19 protein-coding genes are annotated in these 18,392 nt (G+C 58.9%); 3 read left to right on the forward strand and 16 right to left on the reverse strand.

Annotated features, from left to right (window positions below):
* Nucleotides 1-3: 3 nt before the first annotated feature.
* The 16 genes from C4S72_RS22845 to dapC all read right to left on the reverse strand — a co-directional run bounded on the left by C4S72_RS22845 (nucleotide 4) and on the right by dapC (nucleotide 14,908).
* The gene (locus C4S72_RS22845; RefSeq protein ID WP_160115577.1) at nucleotides 4-1,287 is read right to left on the reverse strand and encodes an amidase; all 1,284 of its coding nucleotides are present in this window, start codon (nucleotides 1,285-1,287) and stop codon (nucleotides 4-6) included.
* Nucleotides 1,284-2,417, reverse strand: a complete 1,134-nt coding sequence (locus C4S72_RS22850; RefSeq protein ID WP_104005520.1) for a M20 family metallopeptidase — start codon at nucleotides 2,415-2,417, stop codon at nucleotides 1,284-1,286. The genes C4S72_RS22845 and C4S72_RS22850 overlap by 4 nt, the downstream gene beginning before the upstream one ends.
* A gap of 29 nt (nucleotides 2,418-2,446) precedes the next feature.
* Complete coding sequence (locus C4S72_RS22855; RefSeq protein ID WP_104005521.1) at nucleotides 2,447-3,163, reverse strand: ABC transporter ATP-binding protein; 717 nt, start codon at nucleotides 3,161-3,163, stop codon at nucleotides 2,447-2,449.
* 2 nt (nucleotides 3,164-3,165) lie between these two features.
* A complete protein-coding gene (locus tag C4S72_RS22860) occupies nucleotides 3,166-3,951 on the reverse strand; it encodes an ABC transporter ATP-binding protein (protein WP_104005522.1) in 786 nt (261 codons plus the stop codon).
* Nucleotide 3,952: 1 nt separating this feature from the next.
* Nucleotides 3,953-5,104 carry a branched-chain amino acid ABC transporter permease gene (locus C4S72_RS22865; protein WP_104005523.1) on the reverse strand — a complete coding sequence of 384 codons (1,152 nt, stop codon included), beginning with the start codon at nucleotides 5,102-5,104 and terminating at the stop codon, nucleotides 3,953-3,955.
* A gap of 5 nt (nucleotides 5,105-5,109) precedes the next feature.
* Complete coding sequence (locus tag C4S72_RS22870) at nucleotides 5,110-6,030, reverse strand: branched-chain amino acid ABC transporter permease (protein WP_200826882.1); 921 nt, start codon at nucleotides 6,028-6,030, stop codon at nucleotides 5,110-5,112.
* A gap of 109 nt (nucleotides 6,031-6,139) precedes the next feature.
* On the reverse strand, nucleotides 6,140-7,309 hold the full coding sequence (locus C4S72_RS22875; protein ID WP_104005524.1) for a branched-chain amino acid ABC transporter substrate-binding protein: 1,170 nt from the start codon (nucleotides 7,307-7,309) through the stop codon (nucleotides 6,140-6,142).
* Nucleotides 7,310-7,565: 256 nt separating this feature from the next.
* Nucleotides 7,566-8,129, reverse strand: a complete 564-nt coding sequence (locus C4S72_RS22880; RefSeq protein ID WP_200826883.1) for a cupin domain-containing protein — start codon at nucleotides 8,127-8,129, stop codon at nucleotides 7,566-7,568.
* 363 nt (nucleotides 8,130-8,492) lie between these two features.
* Nucleotides 8,493-9,476, reverse strand: coding sequence for a zinc transporter ZntB (zntB, locus tag C4S72_RS22885; RefSeq protein ID WP_104005525.1), 984 nt, complete (start codon nucleotides 9,474-9,476; stop codon nucleotides 8,493-8,495).
* Between the two features lie 9 nt (nucleotides 9,477-9,485).
* Nucleotides 9,486-9,872: a hypothetical protein gene (locus C4S72_RS22890; RefSeq protein ID WP_104005526.1), complete on the reverse strand. Its 387-nt coding sequence runs from the start codon at nucleotides 9,870-9,872 to the stop codon at nucleotides 9,486-9,488.
* Nucleotides 9,865-10,128: a hypothetical protein gene (locus C4S72_RS22895; protein WP_104005527.1), complete on the reverse strand. Its 264-nt coding sequence runs from the start codon at nucleotides 10,126-10,128 to the stop codon at nucleotides 9,865-9,867. The genes C4S72_RS22890 and C4S72_RS22895 overlap by 8 nt, the downstream gene beginning before the upstream one ends.
* A 96-nt stretch (nucleotides 10,129-10,224) precedes the next feature.
* Nucleotides 10,225-11,064: a putative RNA methyltransferase gene (locus C4S72_RS22900; protein WP_235009242.1), complete on the reverse strand. Its 840-nt coding sequence runs from the start codon at nucleotides 11,062-11,064 to the stop codon at nucleotides 10,225-10,227.
* A 4-nt stretch (nucleotides 11,065-11,068) separates the two neighbouring features.
* On the reverse strand, nucleotides 11,069-12,211 hold the full coding sequence (dapE, locus tag C4S72_RS22905; RefSeq protein WP_104005528.1) for a succinyl-diaminopimelate desuccinylase: 1,143 nt from the start codon (nucleotides 12,209-12,211) through the stop codon (nucleotides 11,069-11,071).
* A 60-nt stretch (nucleotides 12,212-12,271) separates the two neighbouring features.
* Nucleotides 12,272-13,303 (reverse strand): 2,3,4,5-tetrahydropyridine-2,6-dicarboxylate N-succinyltransferase, encoded by a 1,032-nt coding sequence (gene dapD / locus C4S72_RS22910; RefSeq protein ID WP_104005529.1) that lies wholly within the window; start codon nucleotides 13,301-13,303, stop codon nucleotides 12,272-12,274.
* A gap of 48 nt (nucleotides 13,304-13,351) precedes the next feature.
* Nucleotides 13,352-13,696 carry an ArsC family reductase gene (locus C4S72_RS22915; protein WP_104005530.1) on the reverse strand — a complete coding sequence of 115 codons (345 nt, stop codon included), beginning with the start codon at nucleotides 13,694-13,696 and terminating at the stop codon, nucleotides 13,352-13,354.
* A gap of 12 nt (nucleotides 13,697-13,708) precedes the next feature.
* Entirely contained in the window at nucleotides 13,709-14,908 is a 1,200-nt protein-coding gene (gene dapC / locus C4S72_RS22920; protein ID WP_104005686.1) for a succinyldiaminopimelate transaminase, read from the reverse strand.
* Nucleotides 14,909-15,221: 313 nt separating this feature from the next.
* On the opposite strand from dapC, the gene ugpB reads away from it, so the two are divergent.
* From ugpB to ugpE, 3 genes are all read left to right on the forward strand, one after another.
* Nucleotides 15,222-16,532, forward strand: a complete 1,311-nt coding sequence (gene ugpB, locus C4S72_RS22925; protein WP_200826884.1) for a sn-glycerol-3-phosphate ABC transporter substrate-binding protein UgpB — start codon at nucleotides 15,222-15,224, stop codon at nucleotides 16,530-16,532.
* Nucleotides 16,533-16,596: 64 nt separating this feature from the next.
* Nucleotides 16,597-17,484, forward strand: a complete 888-nt coding sequence (gene ugpA, locus C4S72_RS22930) for a sn-glycerol-3-phosphate ABC transporter permease UgpA (RefSeq protein WP_200826888.1) — start codon at nucleotides 16,597-16,599, stop codon at nucleotides 17,482-17,484.
* Nucleotides 17,485-17,535: 51 nt separating this feature from the next.
* Nucleotides 17,536-18,384 (forward strand): sn-glycerol-3-phosphate ABC transporter permease UgpE, encoded by an 849-nt coding sequence (gene ugpE, locus C4S72_RS22935; protein WP_104005532.1) that lies wholly within the window; start codon nucleotides 17,536-17,538, stop codon nucleotides 18,382-18,384.
* The last annotated feature ends 8 nt before the right edge of the window (nucleotides 18,385-18,392 follow it).

Raw genomic sequence — 18,392 nt, forward strand, 5'->3', positions numbered from 1 at the left:
GCTTCAGCCAAGCTGGTTATGAATCCAGCGTGCCGCTTTCAAAAGCCGTGTGTCATCGCCAAAACGCCCCACAACCTGCAAGCCTACCGGCAGGTTATTGGGGCCCTTCAGACCCGGAACGTTAATGCAGGGAACGCCTGAGAAGGTCCAGATACGGTTGAAAACCGGATCGCCGGTGGCGTCCAGCCCTTCAGGGGCCTCTCCTGGTGCGCTGGGGCAGATCAGCACATCACAACCGCTGCTGGCAGCGTCCATCGCCATGGTGAGAGCGGCTCTGGCCCGCTGTGCTTTTTGCAGTGCCGAGTCGTAGTCGCGGGTTGCCGTGGCTTGTCCCGCTGCAAAGCGTTCACGAAATCTCGCGCTGACCTGGTCGGCGTGGTTGGTCACTTCAAACAGACCGGTAACGCTGACCTCATAGTCCATGGCCAGCTGGTGTGCTTCGCCAAGGTCTGAAAACTCCTCGGGCAGGTTGAACTCTTGCACGACTGCTCCCGCGCTGCGCAATGACTGCGCCGCATCACGAAGAAGAGCCTGGGTAGATGGCTCGGCCTGCTGCCACTGCGGCGTCTCACAGAAGCCGATTTTCGGTACCCAATCGTCGTCCTCCGACTGGATATCAAGCTCTGGCCTGCGGCCCAGAATAGCCGCCAGAAAACCTGCGTCCTCAACGGTTCGCGTTAAAGTGCCCAGGTGATCCATGGAGGGCGCGAGGGCGCGAATTCCGGTGAGTGGCAAAAGTCCGTAGCTGGGTTTGTAACCCACGACACCGCAGAACGAAGCGGGGCGGATGATCGACCCCGCTGTCTGGGTGCCAAGCGCTGCAGGCACATGAAAGTCCGCGACTGCTGCGGCAGAACCGCTGGACGAGCCGCCGGGCGTTCTCTTCAGGTCCTGAGGATTCGCCGTTTTTCCGGGCTGGAAGTAGGCAAACTCGGTCGAGACTGTTTTCCCCAGCAGGATAGCGCCTGCGTTACGAAGCTCCGAAACGCAAGCGGCATCGCGGCATGGGAAATGATCGCTATAGATCGGTGAGCCATATCCGGTGGGCATATCGACGGTATCGATCAGATCCTTGATGCCGACTGGGATGCCGCAGAGTGGCCCGGCACCGGGGTGCCGTGCCGATGCCTCTGCGTTAGCCCGGTCAAGATGCCTCCAGGCGCCCACCTGGGTTTCCCGTTCATCGATACGCTCGAGACAGCTCGCCAGCAGGGCTTCGCTGGTGAGCCGTCCGCTGGAGATCGCGCGGACGGCCTCAATCAGTGACAGTTGATTGGCGCTACTCACTGTTGATTCCACTGCTTGGCCAGTTCCTTGAAAACCTCCACCGCCTGGGGAATCCGGTCCACGTAGCAGTACTCATCGGTCTGGTGTGCCATGGCGGCTTCGCCGGGGCCGAGAATAATGGTCGGGGCAAAATCGTAAACCGGCGTCAGCACCGAGGCGTCGGTAAAGTAGGTGGCGGTCTTGTGCTCGATCGGTTGCTCCAGCACCTTCTCCATCAGCGAGAAAACAGACTGAATCCAGGGGTTCTCGGGTGCGGTCCAGACACCCTCAAGATTGACCATGGGGGAGAGGCTGACCTCTTCGCCAAGGTAAGAGGTCAGATCGCCCAGTACCGCCTCGTTTTTCTGTCCCGGAATGGTGCGGATATCCACGCCGATCTTGGCCCGGTTAGGGACGGAGTTAACGTTGATGCCGCCCTCGATAGTGCCGACATTCAGTGTCGGCGGGCCCATCACCGGGTGCGGGGTCGCTTTGAAGTCGAATGTCTCCAGCTTGTTGACTGCCTTGGAGGCCTTGTAGATCGCGTTGACGCCCAGCTCCGGCATGGAACCGTGAGCGGTCACACCATCGGTCTGGGCATTTATCCACAGGGCGCCTTTATGACCGACAAAGGGATAGTTGGAGGTGGGCTCGGCGACAACAATGGCGCCCGCCTTACCCAGTACGCCATCCAGGTTCGCCATATGGGCGGCGCCCTCACAACCGGTTTCTTCACCTGCGGTGACAACCAGGACCACACCGGGGCCCTGGGCCAGCTCGTCGGCCAGCTCGATCACGGCGGCGACGAAGGCAGCCACGCCGGATTTCATATCGCTGGTGCCGCGGCCATAAAGCTTGCCGTCGATAATATCGGCATTAAAGGGGGATACGGACCATTCCTTGTGACCCAGGGGTACGGTGTCCAGGTGTCCGGTAAAACAGAGTGGCAGCTTCTTGTCAGAGCCGCCGATACGGGCGACCAGGCTGGGGCGACCGGGCGCGAACTCGTGGTACGAGATCTCGAAGCCGTGCTCCGCCAGCAGGTTTCCTACATATTCCACGCAGCCCTGTTCCGGGTTGATCGGGTTGACTGTCTCGAAGCGGACCAGTGTGCGGGTCAGCTCGACGGCATCAATCTTGGTATTAGACATATTGCATATCCTGTTGTTGGTAGTCGGGCTTAACCGAAATAGGCTTCGTGGACTTCTGCATTTTCGGAAAGCTCTTTCGCGGTGCCCTGAGCAACCACGTGACCCTGCGACAGCACATAACCATAGTGCGCAATCGCCAGGGTCTGGTGAACGTTCTGCTCGACCAGAAAGACGGTGATGCCCTGTTCGTTGATGCGGCGGATGATGTTGAAGTTCTCCTTAACGAACAGCGGCGACAGGCCCAGAGAAGGCTCATCGATCAGCAGAACCTTGGGGGCAGCCATCAGGCCACGGCCGATAGAAACCATCGCCTGTTCACCGCCGGACATGGTGCCCGCCAGCTGGCCTTTGCGCTCTTTCAGGCGTGGGAAAATCTCAAACACCTGATCGATACGGTCGCGGATCACCGACTCGGAGCTCTCCTGAAACGCGCCCAGACGCAGGTTTTCCACCACCGTCATCTTCGGGAACACCTTGCGGCCTTCCGGGATGCAGGCGATGCCAGCGGAGATCACCTTATGGGTGGGCAGGCCGATCAGGCTCTCGCCATCGACCAGAATGTCGCCGGAGCGGGGCGGAGTCAGGCCCAGAATGGAACGGATAATGGTGGATTTGCCGGCGCCGTTCGAGCCCAGCAGGCAGGTGATCTTGCCGGCCGGAACCGAGAGGGATACGTCCTCAAGCACGTCGGCGGAATCATAAGCTGCATAGATGTTTTTCAGTTCAAGTGCGCTTGCCGTCGCCATGCTTATTCTCCCCCCAGGTAGGCTTCTTGTACGAGTTTGTTGGAGGCGACTTCGCGGTAAGCACCTTCACAGATTTTCTGGCCGAAGTTCAGCACGATGCACTTGTCGGTGACGCGCTCGATCATGCCCATCTCGTGTTCGACCAGAATGATCGACAGGCCGTCGATCATCTCGCGCACCTCAAGGATGTCATCCATCAGCTCGCGGGTTTCCTCGTGGGTCATCCCTGCGGAGGGTTCGTCGAGCAGCAGTAGTCGGGGATGGCTGATCAGGGCGCGGCAGATCTCGATACGACGACGGTCGATCATGCGCAGCGAGCCGACCGGCTCAAACATCTTGTCGGCCAGTTCCGGATCAAAGATCGTCAGCAGCTTGCGCGCTTCCTCGTAGTTCTCCTTGATCTGTTGCTGTAGCGCCTTGCGCTTGAACACGTTGAACATAAAGCCATGGTTCAGGCGTTTGTGGGCGCCGATCATGATGTTGTCGAAAATCGACAGCTCAAGGCAGAGGCGTGAACGCTGGAAGGTGCGTGCAACCCCGGCTTCATAAACCTTCTGTGCCGGCCAGCTGGTGATGTCCTGACCGAGAAACTCGATGCTGCCGCCGTTGGCTTCGTAGATGCCGGTCAGCACGTTGAACGAGGTGGTCTTTCCCGAGCCGTTCGGCCCGATAAGTCCCACGATCTGGCCGTTGGTCAGCTCCATGTCGAACTCGTTGAGCGCGACCACGCCGCCGAAACGTCGGGTCAGTCCCTTAAAGGCCAATACGGTTTCCTGTTGCTGTTCCATATCAACCCCTCCAGCCTGGAATGTAAGAGCGCAGGTTGCGCGGCAGTACGCCCTGCGGGCGGAATAGCAGGATCAGGATCATCACCACCGCGTAGAGCAGGAAGCGGTATTCCTGGATTACCTGAAGTTTCTCCGGCAGCAGAACCACGAGTCCCGCCGCGAGGATGGTGCCCCAGATGCTTCCCATGCCGCCGAGCAGAACGATGGAGACAAGGATCAGCGAGTCGGAAAAGGCGAAGTTGGACGGTGCAATAAAGCCCAGCATCATCGCGAACAGCGCACCGGCGGTACCGGCCAGGAAGTTGCCCAGCGTGAACGACAGGATCTTCCAGCGCTTGATGTTGATGCCGTAGCAGGCGGCGGCGGTTTCATCGAGGCGTACCGCATCGAAGTTGAGACCGATCCAGGAGCGCTCGATCCGGCGCATCAGGATGAAGGTCAGGATTACCATGATCAGCGCCAGGATGACGTAGTTCATGTAGAACGAGAACTCGATATTCTCGGTGATCTGGATGTTGCTGTTGAAGTCCCAGCCGAACAGGTTCATGCCGGAAACCGGAAGCCCCTGAGGTCCGCCGAGGGTGTCGTTAACCTCGAGAAAGGTTCGAAACAGCAGGCCAAAGGCGATGGTGACCACGGCGGCGTAATGCCCGCGGGTACGCAGCACCGGGATAATCAGAATCGAGCCGATAATCGCAGCCATCACGCCACCCAGCGCGATAACCAGCAGCAGTGGGGTGCCAGTGCCGCCGAGAACCGCTGCGGTGTAGCAGCCGACGCCGAAGAAGGCGGCTCCTGCAAAGTTCACCACGCCGGTATAGCCGAACTGCATGTTCAGGCCGCAGCAGGCAACGACATAAAGCAGTACGGTGGCGATCATCAACAGAGGAAAGTGATCCTCATGGAACCAGAAAATGACCACCAGCATCGCCGCGATGACTGACAGGTTCAGCAATCGCTCATTGCGGGAAAGGCTTTGGGAGATTTTATCGGTCAGGCCGAGTTTGGCGCTGGCGATGATAAGCACGCCGGCAAACACCAGCAGGGCAAAGATCTCTGCCTGCTCTTCTATGGCGATAAAGGTCACCAGAAAGGCGGCGCCCAGGGCAGCCAGCAAAAGAATAATCAGCTTGTCTTTCAATGATTGCGTCATGTGAATTAAACCCTTTCGCTGGTTTTTTCGGCGATCAAACCGGTGGGACGCCAGGCGATAAGTGCGATAACAACGGCAAAGGCGAACACGTCTTTGTAAGCGCTGGCAAAGGGCAGAGCGACCGCTCCGAGCGTCTGCAGAGCGGCAAAGATAAAGCCGCCGAGAATGGCTCCATAGATATTGCCGAGGCCGCCGATAATCGCGGCGCTAAAGCCGATCACGCCCAGCAGCAGGCCCATGCCGAAGTTGATTTCGTTGTAGTAGAGCCCGTTCATGACACCGGCGAAAGCAGCCACAGCGGAGCCGAGTCCGAAGGTGAGCAGGACGATCATCTTGAAGTTGATCCCCATGCACTTGGCTGTTTCTTCATCCTGCGCCACGGCGCGGATAGCCATCCCCAGACGGGTACGGTTGATCAATACGTGAACCCCGACGATCACCAGCAGGCCGCCGACCAGAAGGATCACGCTGTCGGCGCGCAGGTTGAAGGAGCCGATGGTCCAGGAGTCGGTCGGCAGCAGCGACGGAAAGCGCTTCGGGTTGGAGCCGTCCGGATAAAACAGGCGGATCGCTTCACGCAGCACGGTACCTAGCATCAGGGTGACGAGCAGGGTATTCAGCGGTGGCGCTGATTTCAGTGGAAGTACCAGATAACGGGCGATGATGGCGCCGAGGATTGCCATCGAGCCGATAGCGACAACGAGAACACCGATCAACTGTACAAAGGCGTTATCGATGCCGATGGCGCCGAGTCCAAGGTAGGTTGAAAAACCTGCGAAGGTGCCGACCATCAAGACATCGCCGTGGGAGAACTTGATGACATCCAGCACCCCGAAAAACAGGGTGAATCCAACGGCTACCAGCGCATACATCATGCCCAGCATCATGCCGTTGACAATAAACTGACCGAGAAGGCCCATATCCATGGTTACCTGCCTCTTTTAATTATGAAGAGAAGTTTTTAAAGCGCGCGGAGAGGCCTTTTTAGCCCGTCCCGTTTAGGGGCCGGGCTAAAAAGTCACGCAGGAGCGTTGATCAGAGACCCGAAAGTTTGCGGGTTCCGTCAGCGTATTCACTGTCTTCCCAGACAACCCATTTACCGTCCTGGATTACGTAGGGAGTGATGGCCGCCACGGTATTCTGGCCGTGATCGTCAAAGGAGATTTTGCCAACCACAGAGTCATGGTCCTGGATATTACCGAGGTATTCGGTCAGGGCTTTACGGTTAGGTCCAACCTCTTCGATACCATCCAGAATCAGGTTCATGGCTGAAAACGCGAATGGACCGTAGGCTTCTTCGGATTCGGTAAAGCCGGCTGCCTTGTATTTTTCCGAGAAGTATTGGCCACCAGGAAGTTTCTCAAGTGGTGCGCCTTCAAGGAAGCTGACGACGCCCTCGGCCAGTTCGCCGGTACCGTCGATAAAGGAGTCAGACTTGATGCCGGATACACCCTGGAACTGGGACTCGATACCAAGCTTGTCCATCTGTGCGCGGATACGTACGCCCAGCGGTGTCAGGCCGCCGAAGTAGATAACATCCGGGTTGAGCTGCTTGGCCTTGGTCAGCTCGGCGGTGAAGTCCTGCTGGTCGGCCGGTACACCGAAGTCCGCCAGAATCTCACCACCGTTGGCGGTCAGGTATTCGCTGAAGTACTTGTTGTGGCCTTTGCCGTAGTCGGTGGTGTCGTGAATGATGACCCAGGTTTTGTAACCCTGGTCGGTCATGAACTTCGCGGCGACTTCGTTCTGGTTGATCATCGTGCCGTTTACACGATGGATCTCTTTGTAGTCGTTTGCGTAGGTGATCTCGGGAAGAACTGCGCCCCAGACTGACATCGGCAGGTTAAAGCGGTGGTAGATATCCACGGCGCCCATGGCAACCGCAGAGCAGTAGTGGCCGACCAGGCCGATGATGGAGCGGTCGGCAGCGATCTTGGTGGCGATTTGCACGCCCACATTCGGCTTACATTCAGAATCTTGCGTAACGAGTTCGTACTCGTACTTGGCGTTCGGGTCGGCATTGCGCAGTTGAACAGCGAGTTCGGCAGAGTTGCGTCCGCCGACGCCTACCGCGGAAACACCGCCGGTCAGTGGGCCGATAAAGGCGACTTTCACAGTGTCTTTGGCGTTTGCTACGCCGGTACCCAGTGCAGCGGTAATTGCGAGAGTGAGCAGTGGTGCTGTGGTTTTACGTAAGATTCCCATCAAGTAAGCCCCCTATTTGGCTTGATTCAACGCTCGATTCAAAACAAGTCGCACGAAACCTAAAGGCTGAGGGGTGTCTGCTTGCCATCCTTTTGTTTTGATTATTTGTGCTGTCGTAACCTGGGCTTTAGTGCCCGGCCGCTTATTGCGATCTAAAGGTGCGACATGGCCAGCGCATTCATACTGACCAAAGCACTTTGCTTAGTCAAGTGACTTGACCAATGGGAAAGTGGTTTTCTTTTTGGATGTATTTTGATCAGAAAGTGGAGGGAGTGTTCACCCAGAGTACCCGGGTATCCTTGTCGGTAGGGTTACGATACCCGTGGGGGAGGCGGGACTGAAAGAAAAACGAGTCGCCGGGATAGAGGTGATATTCGGTGCCGTCTACGTTCAACTCAAGCTCGCCCTCGAGCACATAGCCGACCTCTTCACCCTCATGGGATATTGGACCTGAGCTGCCACCGCCAGCACGTACGATGTGAATGGCGCCAAAAAGTAAGTGCCCCTGAGAGGGCGAAATCAGCGTCTCCAGTGTCACTCCTTCACCGCGGCGGATGTTGCTTGTGTGCAGAAGCTGGCGAGTTCCTGCCCGAGAGACAACGCTGTCATCGGTATCGCTGAAGAGGTTGCTGATGGAGGTTTCCAGTACCGCGACGATACGATGAAGTAGCTGCAGCGAGGGTTGAACCTTGTCGTTTTCCAGCTTTGACAAAAAGCTTTCCGAACACTCAACCTCAGCTGCCAGATCGCGCAGCCGCATCCCTTTGACCTTGCGCGCATGGCGCAGCTTCATACCTATCGGCGGTGTGGATTCACTCATTGCATAGTCCGTTCGTGTTTACTGATGCCCGGCAGCGACGGGCGGTTTTTGTAGCGGGGAAGTTCAGATGAAGCTTCACGCTGTGTTCATATCATGATGGGCGTGGTTTTGATGATCGCGCAAGTATTAGGCGCGGAAAAAATCATCGTTTTGGCGGTCGTGAATGATGCCTGAACGGTGTCGGAAAGGCCCGCTGCAAGCGCCTTCTAAGAGAGGAAATAGCCCAGATTAAAGCTGATATTTCGCACAGGTTAACGGGCGATATATGTTGCTTATGTGAGGCTTAATGTTGTGAAAAGGTCGCTATTGTCTTGGTAAAGAGGGGGTTCTTTTTTTGCAGAAAACCCCTCTTTTTGGCACTTGTCAGAACCAGCGTTGACGGCGGAAATACCAGACCTGAAGGGCCACCAGCAGAGTCAGAATCAACATGAAAACTCCGAAGGCGTAGGGATTGTCCGAGCCGGGAATTCCGCCCACGTTGATGCCGAGAAGGCCGGTTAAAAAGCCCAAGGGCAGGAATACGGCGGCGATCAGTGAGAGCAGATACATGCGCTGGTTGAGCTGATCGGACTGCTGACTGACCAGCTCATCCTGGGCCATGGCGGCGCGTTCGCGGATCATATCGAGATCCTCGATATGGCGCAGCAGGCGGTCGCTGATCTCGCGCAGTTCCAGACGGTGATCGTTGGAGAGCCAGCTGGCGCGGTCGTTCTGCAACTGGCTAAAAGCATCGCGCTGAGGGCCGAAGTAGCGCCTCAGGGTGATGGTCTGGCGGCGCAGGTTGGAGAGTGCCTGGCGGATGGCGGCGCTATGGCCTTCGTCCAGCAGTTGCAGCTCCAGGGACGAGAGCTCCTCTTCGATCTCTTCCACTACCTCGCCCATGCGCTCCACCAGGTTGCCACTGAGCTGCACCAGGAAGTCGGCGACGTTGGCTGGTCCTTCGCCCTTACGACAGTCTTCCGCAAGACTGGTGACCGAGAGCAGTCGGCGTTTGCGGGTGGAGATGATTCTGTCGGGCGTGACATAGAGCCGCACGGACACCATATCCTCGGGATCGGCGCCGGGGTTAAGGTTCACGCCACGCAGAGCGATCAGCAGGCCGTCACCGGTCAGGGTCGCGCGGGGGCGGGTGTTCTCGGTGAGTAGTGCTTCGCAGACCAGCTCGCTAAGGCCAGACTGGTTACGCAGCCATTCGCTTTGCTCGGGTTCTGTGTAGTCCAGATGCAGCCAGGCCAGTCCCTGATCCGGCCGCCAGGCGTTGATTTCGGCGGCATCCATATCGCGGGCGCCGCCCTGGCCGTCCAGCAGCAGGGCGTGCAACGGTTTTAACGCTATGGGTTTAGTCATTGGAGGAGGTCAGCTGGTCTGCCATTGAATCTTTTCGGCATCGCCGTTTTCCACGCGCCACCACTCATCGGGATCGTCACCTTCGGACCAGCCGGAGGCGATACAGCGCACCTGGGTATCCAGGGCTTTGGCGATCTCGTGGGCGCAATCCAGGTCGCGCACCCAGGGGGTGTCTTCTGAGCGGAACCAGACGCTGATCCAGGCCTTGCCAACCGCTTTTTCGTGGATCATCACCGGTACGGTGTTGCTGTCGATGACGATCTCCAGGGCATGGGTTCCACCGACGCTGTTAATGGTCTGCACCCGCTCACAGCGCTCGCCAAGCCAGTCGAGAATAACCTCCAGCGGCCGGTTCTTGATGTAGACCTCGATATCGGGGTGGCGCTCGTCACTCATCTTTACTGTCCAGAAAACTGAAGATACGGAGAATGCTGAGGCTGAGATAGCCTGCCGCAGCGAGTATGATGCCGACCCCTATCAGGATCAAGCCGGCCAGTGCCGCCAGCTCAGCATCGAGGCCAGCGGGCATCAGGTACTGTCCGGCGGCGACCAGAGCGAAGCCGAGCGCGAAAACGCCAAACCCAGCCAGCAGCAGGGAGAAATTTTCCCTCGGGCTGTTGGCGCGTTTATGCAGCCACTCTCGAATGCGCATCGAAAACCTCCAGACGCCCTTTATAGCGTCTAAGCCGGGCCGCGATCAATGCAGGAAAAGTGATCAGCCAGGCGGTTTATGGTCGCCTGGGTTCGATCAGGCGCGCCGGTAAAGGCCGAAACGTATATCGGCGCTGCACTCCAGGCTGGTGTGAGCCAGGATGCGGTCGCGGGTTTCCTGGCGGATACGGTGCCCGTGAGGCGTCATCAGCAGTAGATCAGAGAGTGCTTCGCCACCGTCCACTTCAAACTGGAACTCCAGGCTTTCGGTACGTACCGGCTCAAACAGCGGCACCAGGTCGGCCTCGGGGTTGAACTCACGCTTGCGGACTTCATCGTAGATCAGCTCGCGCAGTTCAATCAGATGCTCCGGCCCCGGCCAAATCACCAGTAGAAGGCCGCCGGGCTTCAGTGCCCTGGCCATCGGTTCCGGCATAACGCGGCTGAACATCAGGGTCATGGCGTCCAGAGAGCCGGGCAGGATCGGCAGATCGGCGCCCGTACCTACCAGCCAGTCGATATTCTCGCTGCGTCTGCAGGCGGCCTTGATGGCATGGCGGGAGATATCGAGCCCGGCGATAGCGGCGTTGAGGCCGGCAGTGGAGAACGCTTCTTCGATCTGGGTGGTGTAGTAACCCTCGCCGCAGCCCAGATCCAGCAGTTCAGGCTGCGGGGTGTTTTTGAGCTCTTCCAGCAGTATCTGCGTCAGGCGCTCGGCGATCAGCCAGTAGAAACCGGCATCGAGAAAGCGGCGCCGTGCCTGGATCATCTCACTGTTGTCGCCGGGATCCTTGGACTTCTTGCGCTGCGGCAGCAGCAGGTTCCAGTAACCCTGACGGGCGCGATCGAAACTGTGGCCGGCTTCGCAGCGCAGCTGTCGCCCATCTTCAGCGGTGGCCAGGGGAGCCTGGCACACCGGGCAGCCAAGTGAAATCATTGGCTCAGCTCTTCACCAGCAGACGGGCCAGGATGTTTTCGTAAACGGCCGAAAGGGTATCCAGGTCCGCAATACGCACGCGTTCATCGATCTTATGGATCGTGGCGTTAACCGGACCCAGTTCAACCACCTGGGCGCCGGTGGGCGCGATAAAGCGGCCATCGGAGGTGCCGCCGGAGGTGGACAGCTCGGTCTCATTGCCGGTGACGGCACGGATCGCTTCGCGGCTGGCATCTACCAGGGAACCTGCGGAGGTCAGGAAGGGATTGCCGGAGAGAATCCAGTCGATATCCCAGTCCAGGCCGTGGCGGGTCAGAATATCGCAGACGCGCTGCTTGAGCTCATCGGCGGTGGTCTCGGTAGAGAAGCGGAAGTTAAACGCCACTTCGACCTCGCCCGGTACCACGTTGGTGGCGCCGGTGCCGGCGTGGATGTTGGAGATCTGGAAGCTGGTCGGCGGGAAGAAATCGTTGCCTTGGTCCCAGGTGGTGGAAGACAGCTCGGCCAGGGCCGGTGCGGCTTCGTGGATCGGGTTGCGGACCAGGTGCGGGTAGGCCACGTGGCCCTGAATACCGCGTACCTTCAGGGTGCCGCTCAGGGAGCCGCGACGACCGTTCTTGATCACGTCACCGACCTTGTCGGTGCTGGACGGCTCGCCGACGATACACCAGTCGATCTTCTCGTTACGCGCTTCCAGGTGGTCGATCACGCGAGTAGTGCCGTTCACGAACGGGCCTTCCTCGTCGGAGGTGATCAACAGGGAGATGGAGCCTTCATGCTCGGGATGGTTGGCGATGAAGCGCTCCAGCGCGGTCATAAAGGCGGCGATGCTGCCCTTCATGTCCGCAGCGCCACGGCCGTAGAGGTAACCCTCCACCTCCGTGGGCTCGAATGGGGGATGGGTCCACTGCTCGGCGGGGCCGGAGGGGACCACATCGGTATGACCTGCAAAGCAGAACAGGGGCCCTTCGGTGCCGCGACGCGCCCAGAAGTTGGTGACCTCCTCGAACGGCAGTCGCTCAATCTTGAAACCAAGTTTTTCAAGACGGCCGATCAGCAGCTCCTGGCAGCCAGCATCTTCGGGAGTGACCGAAGGACGGCTGATCAGGTCGCAGGTGAGTTCGAGGGTTTCTGAGCGGAGGGACATTCTTTAGGCTCCTGAAAACGACGACGAGCCACCGCAATAAGCGGCAGCCCGTCGCTGTTCTTAGTTATGTTTGTGCAGTTCTTCGTTCAGTTCAATCGCGCTCTTGTTGGTTTTCACCTCGATGCGACCGTTCTGGGAGTTGCGGCGGAACAGCAGGTCCGGCTTGCCGGCCAGGTCTGCAGCCTTGACCACTTCCACGTCGTTGTTCTGGTCGTCCAGCAGGGTGACCTTGGAGCCGCCGGTGACGTACAGGCCAGCTTCCACGGTGCAGCGATCGCCCAGCGGGATACCGAGACCGGAGTTAGCGCCCAGCAGGCAGTTCTCGCCCACAGAGATGACCACGTTGTTACCGCCGGACAGGGTGCCCATGGTGGAGGCGCCGCCGCCCACGTCGGAACCGTTACCCACGACAACGCCTGCAGAGATGCGGCCTTCAACCATGCTTACGCCCAGAGTACCGGCGTTGAAGTTGATGAAGCCTTCGTGCATGACGGTGGTGCCTTCACCCACGTGCGCGCCCAGGCGGATGCGGGAGGTGTCGCCGACACGGATACCGGCCGGTACCGCGTAGTTGGCCATTTTCGGGAACTTGTCCACAGACTGAACGTCGAGAACGCGACCCTGGGCACGGGCTTCCAGCTGGCGACGCGGCAGGTCTTCCAGCGCTACGGCGCCTTCATTGGTCCAGGCCACGTTCGGCAGCAGGCCGAACATGCCGGCCAGGCTCAGGCCGTGCGGCTTGACCAGACGGTTGGAGAGCAGAGCTAGCTTCAGGTAAACCTCAGCGGTGCTGGTAGGGCCTTCGTCGCTGGCCAGGATGCACAGAACCAGCGGCTGCTTGGTGCCTTCGAGCACTTCGGTAACCAGAGCCTGGTCTTTGGCGCCAACAGACAGGAAAGCAGCTTCCAGCTTTTTCAGGTCAGCGTCTTTCAGTTCGATTGCCGCGTTACCGCCTTCGTAGGCAACAACACCGGAAACTGCGTCGATCAGCTCGGCGCTGGCGTTCAGCAGCGGTGCGCTGTAGTAAACCTCAAGCCACTCACCAGTGCTGGATTTAGTACCGACCCCCAGGCCGAATGCGAAGTTTGGCATCTTGTATGTCCTCGTAATGCGTTGAAATCGTTTTATTTATACGGCGCGTTAGACGCCAAACAGTGCGGCATAGTCCGCTTCCTTGAAGCCGACACGAATGGTGTCGGCATGCTCAAGGACCGGACGCTTGATCAGTGTAGGACGCTCAACGAGCAGGGCGCGCAGCCCGGCTTCATCCACATTTCGTTCCGCTTCCGGCAGCTGACGCCAGGTGGTGCCGCGCTTGTTCAGCACGGTGTCGATACCGAGGGCATCACACCAGCGGTCGATGCTGGCGGCATCCAGTCCATCCTTGCGGAAATCGTGGAAGCTGAACGCTATGCCGTTGGCTTCCAGCCATTTGCGGGTTTTGCGCACGGTGTCGCAGTTGCTGATTCCGTAAACGGTGGTCATGGCAAAAATCCTTTACAGCGATTCTACGTAGCGACGGATGCGCTCAGAGGCTTCAACCACCTCGGAAACGGTGGCTACCAGCGCCATGCGCACAAAGCCGGCGCCGGGCAGGCGGCCGTCCGCCATTGGGCGCGACAGGTAGCTGCCGGGCAGTACGGTCAGGTTCTGCTGCTCATACAGACCGCGGGTGAAGGCGTCATCGGCGATCGGAGTCGGCACCCACAGGTAGAAGCTGGCATCCGGCTTCTTCACATCCAGCACCGGCGACAGCACCTTGATGGCGGCGTCGAACTTGTGGCGGTACTGGCTGCGGTTTTCCAGCACGTGGTCTTCATCGTTCCAGGCGGCGATGGAGGCCAGCTGATGCTGAATCGGCATGGAGCTGCCGTGGTAGGTGCGGAACAGCAGGAACGGCTCCATCAGCTCGGCATCGCCGGCGATAAAGCCGGAGCGCAGACCCGGCAGGTTGGAGCGCTTCGACAGGCTGTGGAACACCACGCAGTTGCGGTAGTCGTGACGACCCAGCTCGGCGCAGGCTTGCAGCAGACCTGCCGGCGGGTTGGCTTCGTCGAAGTAGATCTCGGAGTAGCACTCGTCGGAGGCAACGACGAAGTCGTATTCGTCGGACAGCGCGATCAGCTTCTTGAACTGCTCGATGGTATGAGCTGAGCCGGTCGGGTTGCTCGGTGAGCAGACGAACAGAAGCTGGCAGCGCTTCCATACATCGGCAGGGATCGCATCGTAATCCGGTACGAAGCCGGTTTCCGGCAGCGTCGGCAGGTAGTAGGGCTCGGCGCCGGAGAGGTAAGCCGCGCCTTCATAGATCTGGTAGAAGGGATCAGGCGTCAGCACCAGTGCGTCCGGTGAGCGTTTCACCAGTGCCTGGGTGAAGGCGAAGATCGCTTCGCGGGTGCCGTTGACCGGCAGTACGTGGCGCTCGGCATCCATGGAGCCTTGCTGCAGTTTGAAGCGGCGCTCACACCATTCGGCGATCGCCTGGCGCAGCTCCGGCATCCCCTTGGTGCTGGGGTAGTTGGAGACGCGATCCAGGTTGTTTTTCAGCACGTCGAGCACGAACGGCGGTGCCGGATGCTTGGGTTCACCGATCCCCAGAGAGATATGTTCCAGATCAGCAGGCGGCGTCACGCCGCGCTTGAGCTCTGCCAGTTTTTCAAACGGGTAGGGCTGTAGGCGATCCATATCGGGGTTCATGCGGCTCATCGGGCTGTCCTTCAGACTGAACTATAACCACGCCAAGTATGCGGTTTTGGCGGCATTTAGGGTCGCAAAGTATACCGGATGGCGAGTAATCGGCCAATCGCCCAGCGGCTGCGCTGGCCCGGTTTCTCGCACCGAGTTGTTCATTTAAATGAAACAGAACTGACATCGCACTATCAGCGATATGAAGCATTCTGCTGCTCTAATTTGGGTTCATTTGAAACTTGATGGCCAGAAATCTGTTCATGGCATCTCAGGCTTGCCAGGTTTTGCCTGGTTCGAAGGATTGATAAGGGAGCAAACCGCAATGGCTCGAAAAATGGTACGCAGCAGTTTGGGTGTAGCACTGGCGTCGGTAATGGCATTCAATGCCCAGGCCGCAACCCAGATCGAGTGGTGGCACGCCATGGGCGGCACCCTGGGGGAAAAGATCAACGAGATCGCCGCCGGGTTTAACGCCAGCCAGGATGACTACGAGGTCAAACCGGTGTTCAAAGGCAACTACACCGAGACCATGACCGCTGCCGTAGCCGCGTTTCGTGCCAAGCAACAGCCGCATATCGTGCAGGTGTTCGAGGTCGGTACCGCGTCGATGATGGCCGCCGAAGGCGCCGTCTACCCGACCTGGAAACTGATGGAAGACGCCGGCGAAGCCTTCGATCCGGATAACTACCTCAGCGCCATCACCGGCTACTACACCAGCGACGACGGCAAGATGCTGTCGATGCCGTTCAACAGCTCCACACCGGTGCTCTACTACAACGCCGATGCGTTAGAGAAAGCCGGCGCCGAGCCGCCAAAAACCTGGGAAGATATGGGCCAGGTCGGTCAGAAACTGCTGGATGCCGGTTACAAGTGCGGCTTCACCACCGGCTGGCAGTCCTGGGTGCAGCTGGAGAACTTCAGCGCCCGCCAGGATATTCCCTTTGCCTCCAACAACAACGGTTTCTCCGGTCTGGATACGGTGCTGGAGTTCAACAGCGACAAGCATGTGCAGCATATCGCCCAGCTGGCCGACTGGCAGAAGAGCGGCATCTTCGGCTACGGCGGTCGTCGCTCCGACAGCCTGCCGAAGTTCTACAGCGGCGAATGCGCCATGTATATGGGTTCTTCTGCGTCCTATTCCGGCGTGAAAAGCAGCGTGCAGGATTTCGAGTTTGGCGTAGCTCAGCTGCCGTACTGGCAGTCGATGATCGATAGCCCGAAAAACACCATCATCGGTGGCGCTACGCTCTGGACTCTGCAGGGGCATGACAGTGAAGACTACAAGGGCGTGGCCCAATTCTTTACTTACCTCTCTTCACCGGAAGTGCAGGCGGACTGGCACCAGTTCACTGGTTATCTGCCGATCACTCATGCCGCCGCCGAACTGACCCGTGAGCAGGGCTTCTATGCGGCAAACCCTGGCACCGATGTGGCGATCACCCAGATGACCAGCGGTGAGCCGACGGCCAACTCCAAGGGGCTGCGTCTGGGTAACTTTGTACAGATCCGTGACGTGATCAACGAAGAGCTGGAGAAGGTCTGGGCCGGCGATGCCTCCGCCAAGGACGCTCTGGATGAAGCGGTGGAGCGCGGTAACGACCTGCTGCGCAAGTTTGAACGCGCCAATCGCTGATTCGTAACAGGGAGCACCGGTGCCTCGGCTTGTCCGAGGTGCCGGTCATTTCGTTATGTCCAATATAAGTTCTGAACGCGTGCCGGCTTTCGATAGCCATTGGCTGCCCTGGCTGCTGGTGCTGCCGCAGTTGCTGATCACGCTGGTGTTTTTTATCTGGCCCGCCGCCCAGGCGGTGTGGCAGTCGTTCCTGATGGAAGATGCCTTTGGGCTCTCCACCGAGTTTGTCGGCCTGGAAAACTACCAGCTGCTGTTCACCGATCCGGGCTACTACAAAACCCTCTGGACCACCGTCATCTTCAGTGCCGGCGTGACGGCGCTCTCCATGGGGCTGTCGTTGACCCTGGCGGTGATGGCAGACCAGGTGGTGCGCGGCGCCCAGGTCTACAAGACGCTGTTGATCTGGCCCTATGCCGTGGCACCCGCGATCGCCGGTGTGCTCTGGCTATTCATGTTCCATCCCACCGTGGGTGTGCTGGCGTATCTGCTGGATCAGCTGGGTTACGAGTGGAACCACTTTCTCAATGGCGATCAGGCGATGCTGCTGGTGATTATCGCCTCCGCCTGGAAGCAGATCAGTTACAACTTTCTGTTTTTTCTTGCCGGATTGCAGGCGATCCCGCGCTCACTGCATGAGGCGGCGGCCATCGATGGCGCAGGTCCGCTGCGGCGCTTTATCACCATCACTTTTCCGTTGCTGTCGCCGACTACCTTCTTCTTGCTTGTGATCAACGTGGTGTACGCGTTTTTTGAAACCTTCGGCGTGATTCACGCGGTCACCCAGGGCGGGCCCGGCGATGCCACGCGTACCCTGGTGTACAACGTCTATGACGACGGTTTTGTCGGTCTGGATCTGGGGGGCTCCGCGGCACAGTCGGTGGTGCTGATGCTGCTGGTGGGTGCACTCACCGTGGTGCAGTTCCGCTATGTCGAGCGCAGGGTGCAGTACTGAAATGGAGAGCTGAGGTTGAGAGCTGAGATGGAGAGCTAAGGTTGAGAGCTGATGGTTGAGAATCGATTCTGGCTGAACCTGATTAGCCACGGGGTGCTGGCGCTGGGCGTGCTGCTGGTGGCCTTTCCAATCTGGATCGCTTTTGTGGCGTCTACCTATCCGGCGCAGGCACTGGTGACTGGTACCGTGCCGCTCTGGCCCGGTGATCAGCTGCTGGAAAACTTTGGCCGTGTGCTGGGCACAGGCAGTGACTCATCGGTTGGCGTATCGGTGGCGCTGATGCTGTTCAACAGCCTGGTGATGGCGCTGGGGATCGCTTTGGGCAAGATCGCCATTTCCGTACTGGCGGCCTATGCCATCGTTTTTTTCCGCTTTCCGTTGCGGATGTTCTGCTTCTGGCTGATCTTCATGACGCTGATGCTGCCGGTGGAGGTACGCATCATCCCCACCTTTCAGGTGGTGGCGGATCTGGGAATGCTGAACAGCTACACAGGGCTGACGCTGCCGCTGATCGCCAGCGCCACCGCCACCTTCCTGTTGCGTCAGTTCTTTATGACGGTACCGCCGGAGCTGGCGGAGGCGGCGCGGGTGGATGGTGCCGGCCCTATCCGTTTCCTGATCGATATCCTGCTGCCGCTGTCGCGCACCAACCTCGCGGCACTGTTCGTGATCATGTTTATCTACGGCTGGAACCAGTATCTCTGGCCGCTGCTGATCACCACCAGCGAGGACTACTACACCGTGGTGATGGGGATCCAGCGGATGCTGGCGGTGGGGGACGGCGAGGTGGCCTGGAACGAGGTGATGCCAACCACTTTGCTGGCGCTGCTGCCGCCGGTGGGCGTGGTGCTGATGATGCAGCGCCTGTTCGTCAAGGGACTGATAGAAACCGAAAAGTAAGAGAACGG

Source organism: Marinobacterium lutimaris (assembly GCF_900108065.1).
Lineage (GTDB): Bacteria > Pseudomonadota > Gammaproteobacteria > Pseudomonadales > Balneatricaceae > Marinobacterium_D > Marinobacterium_D lutimaris.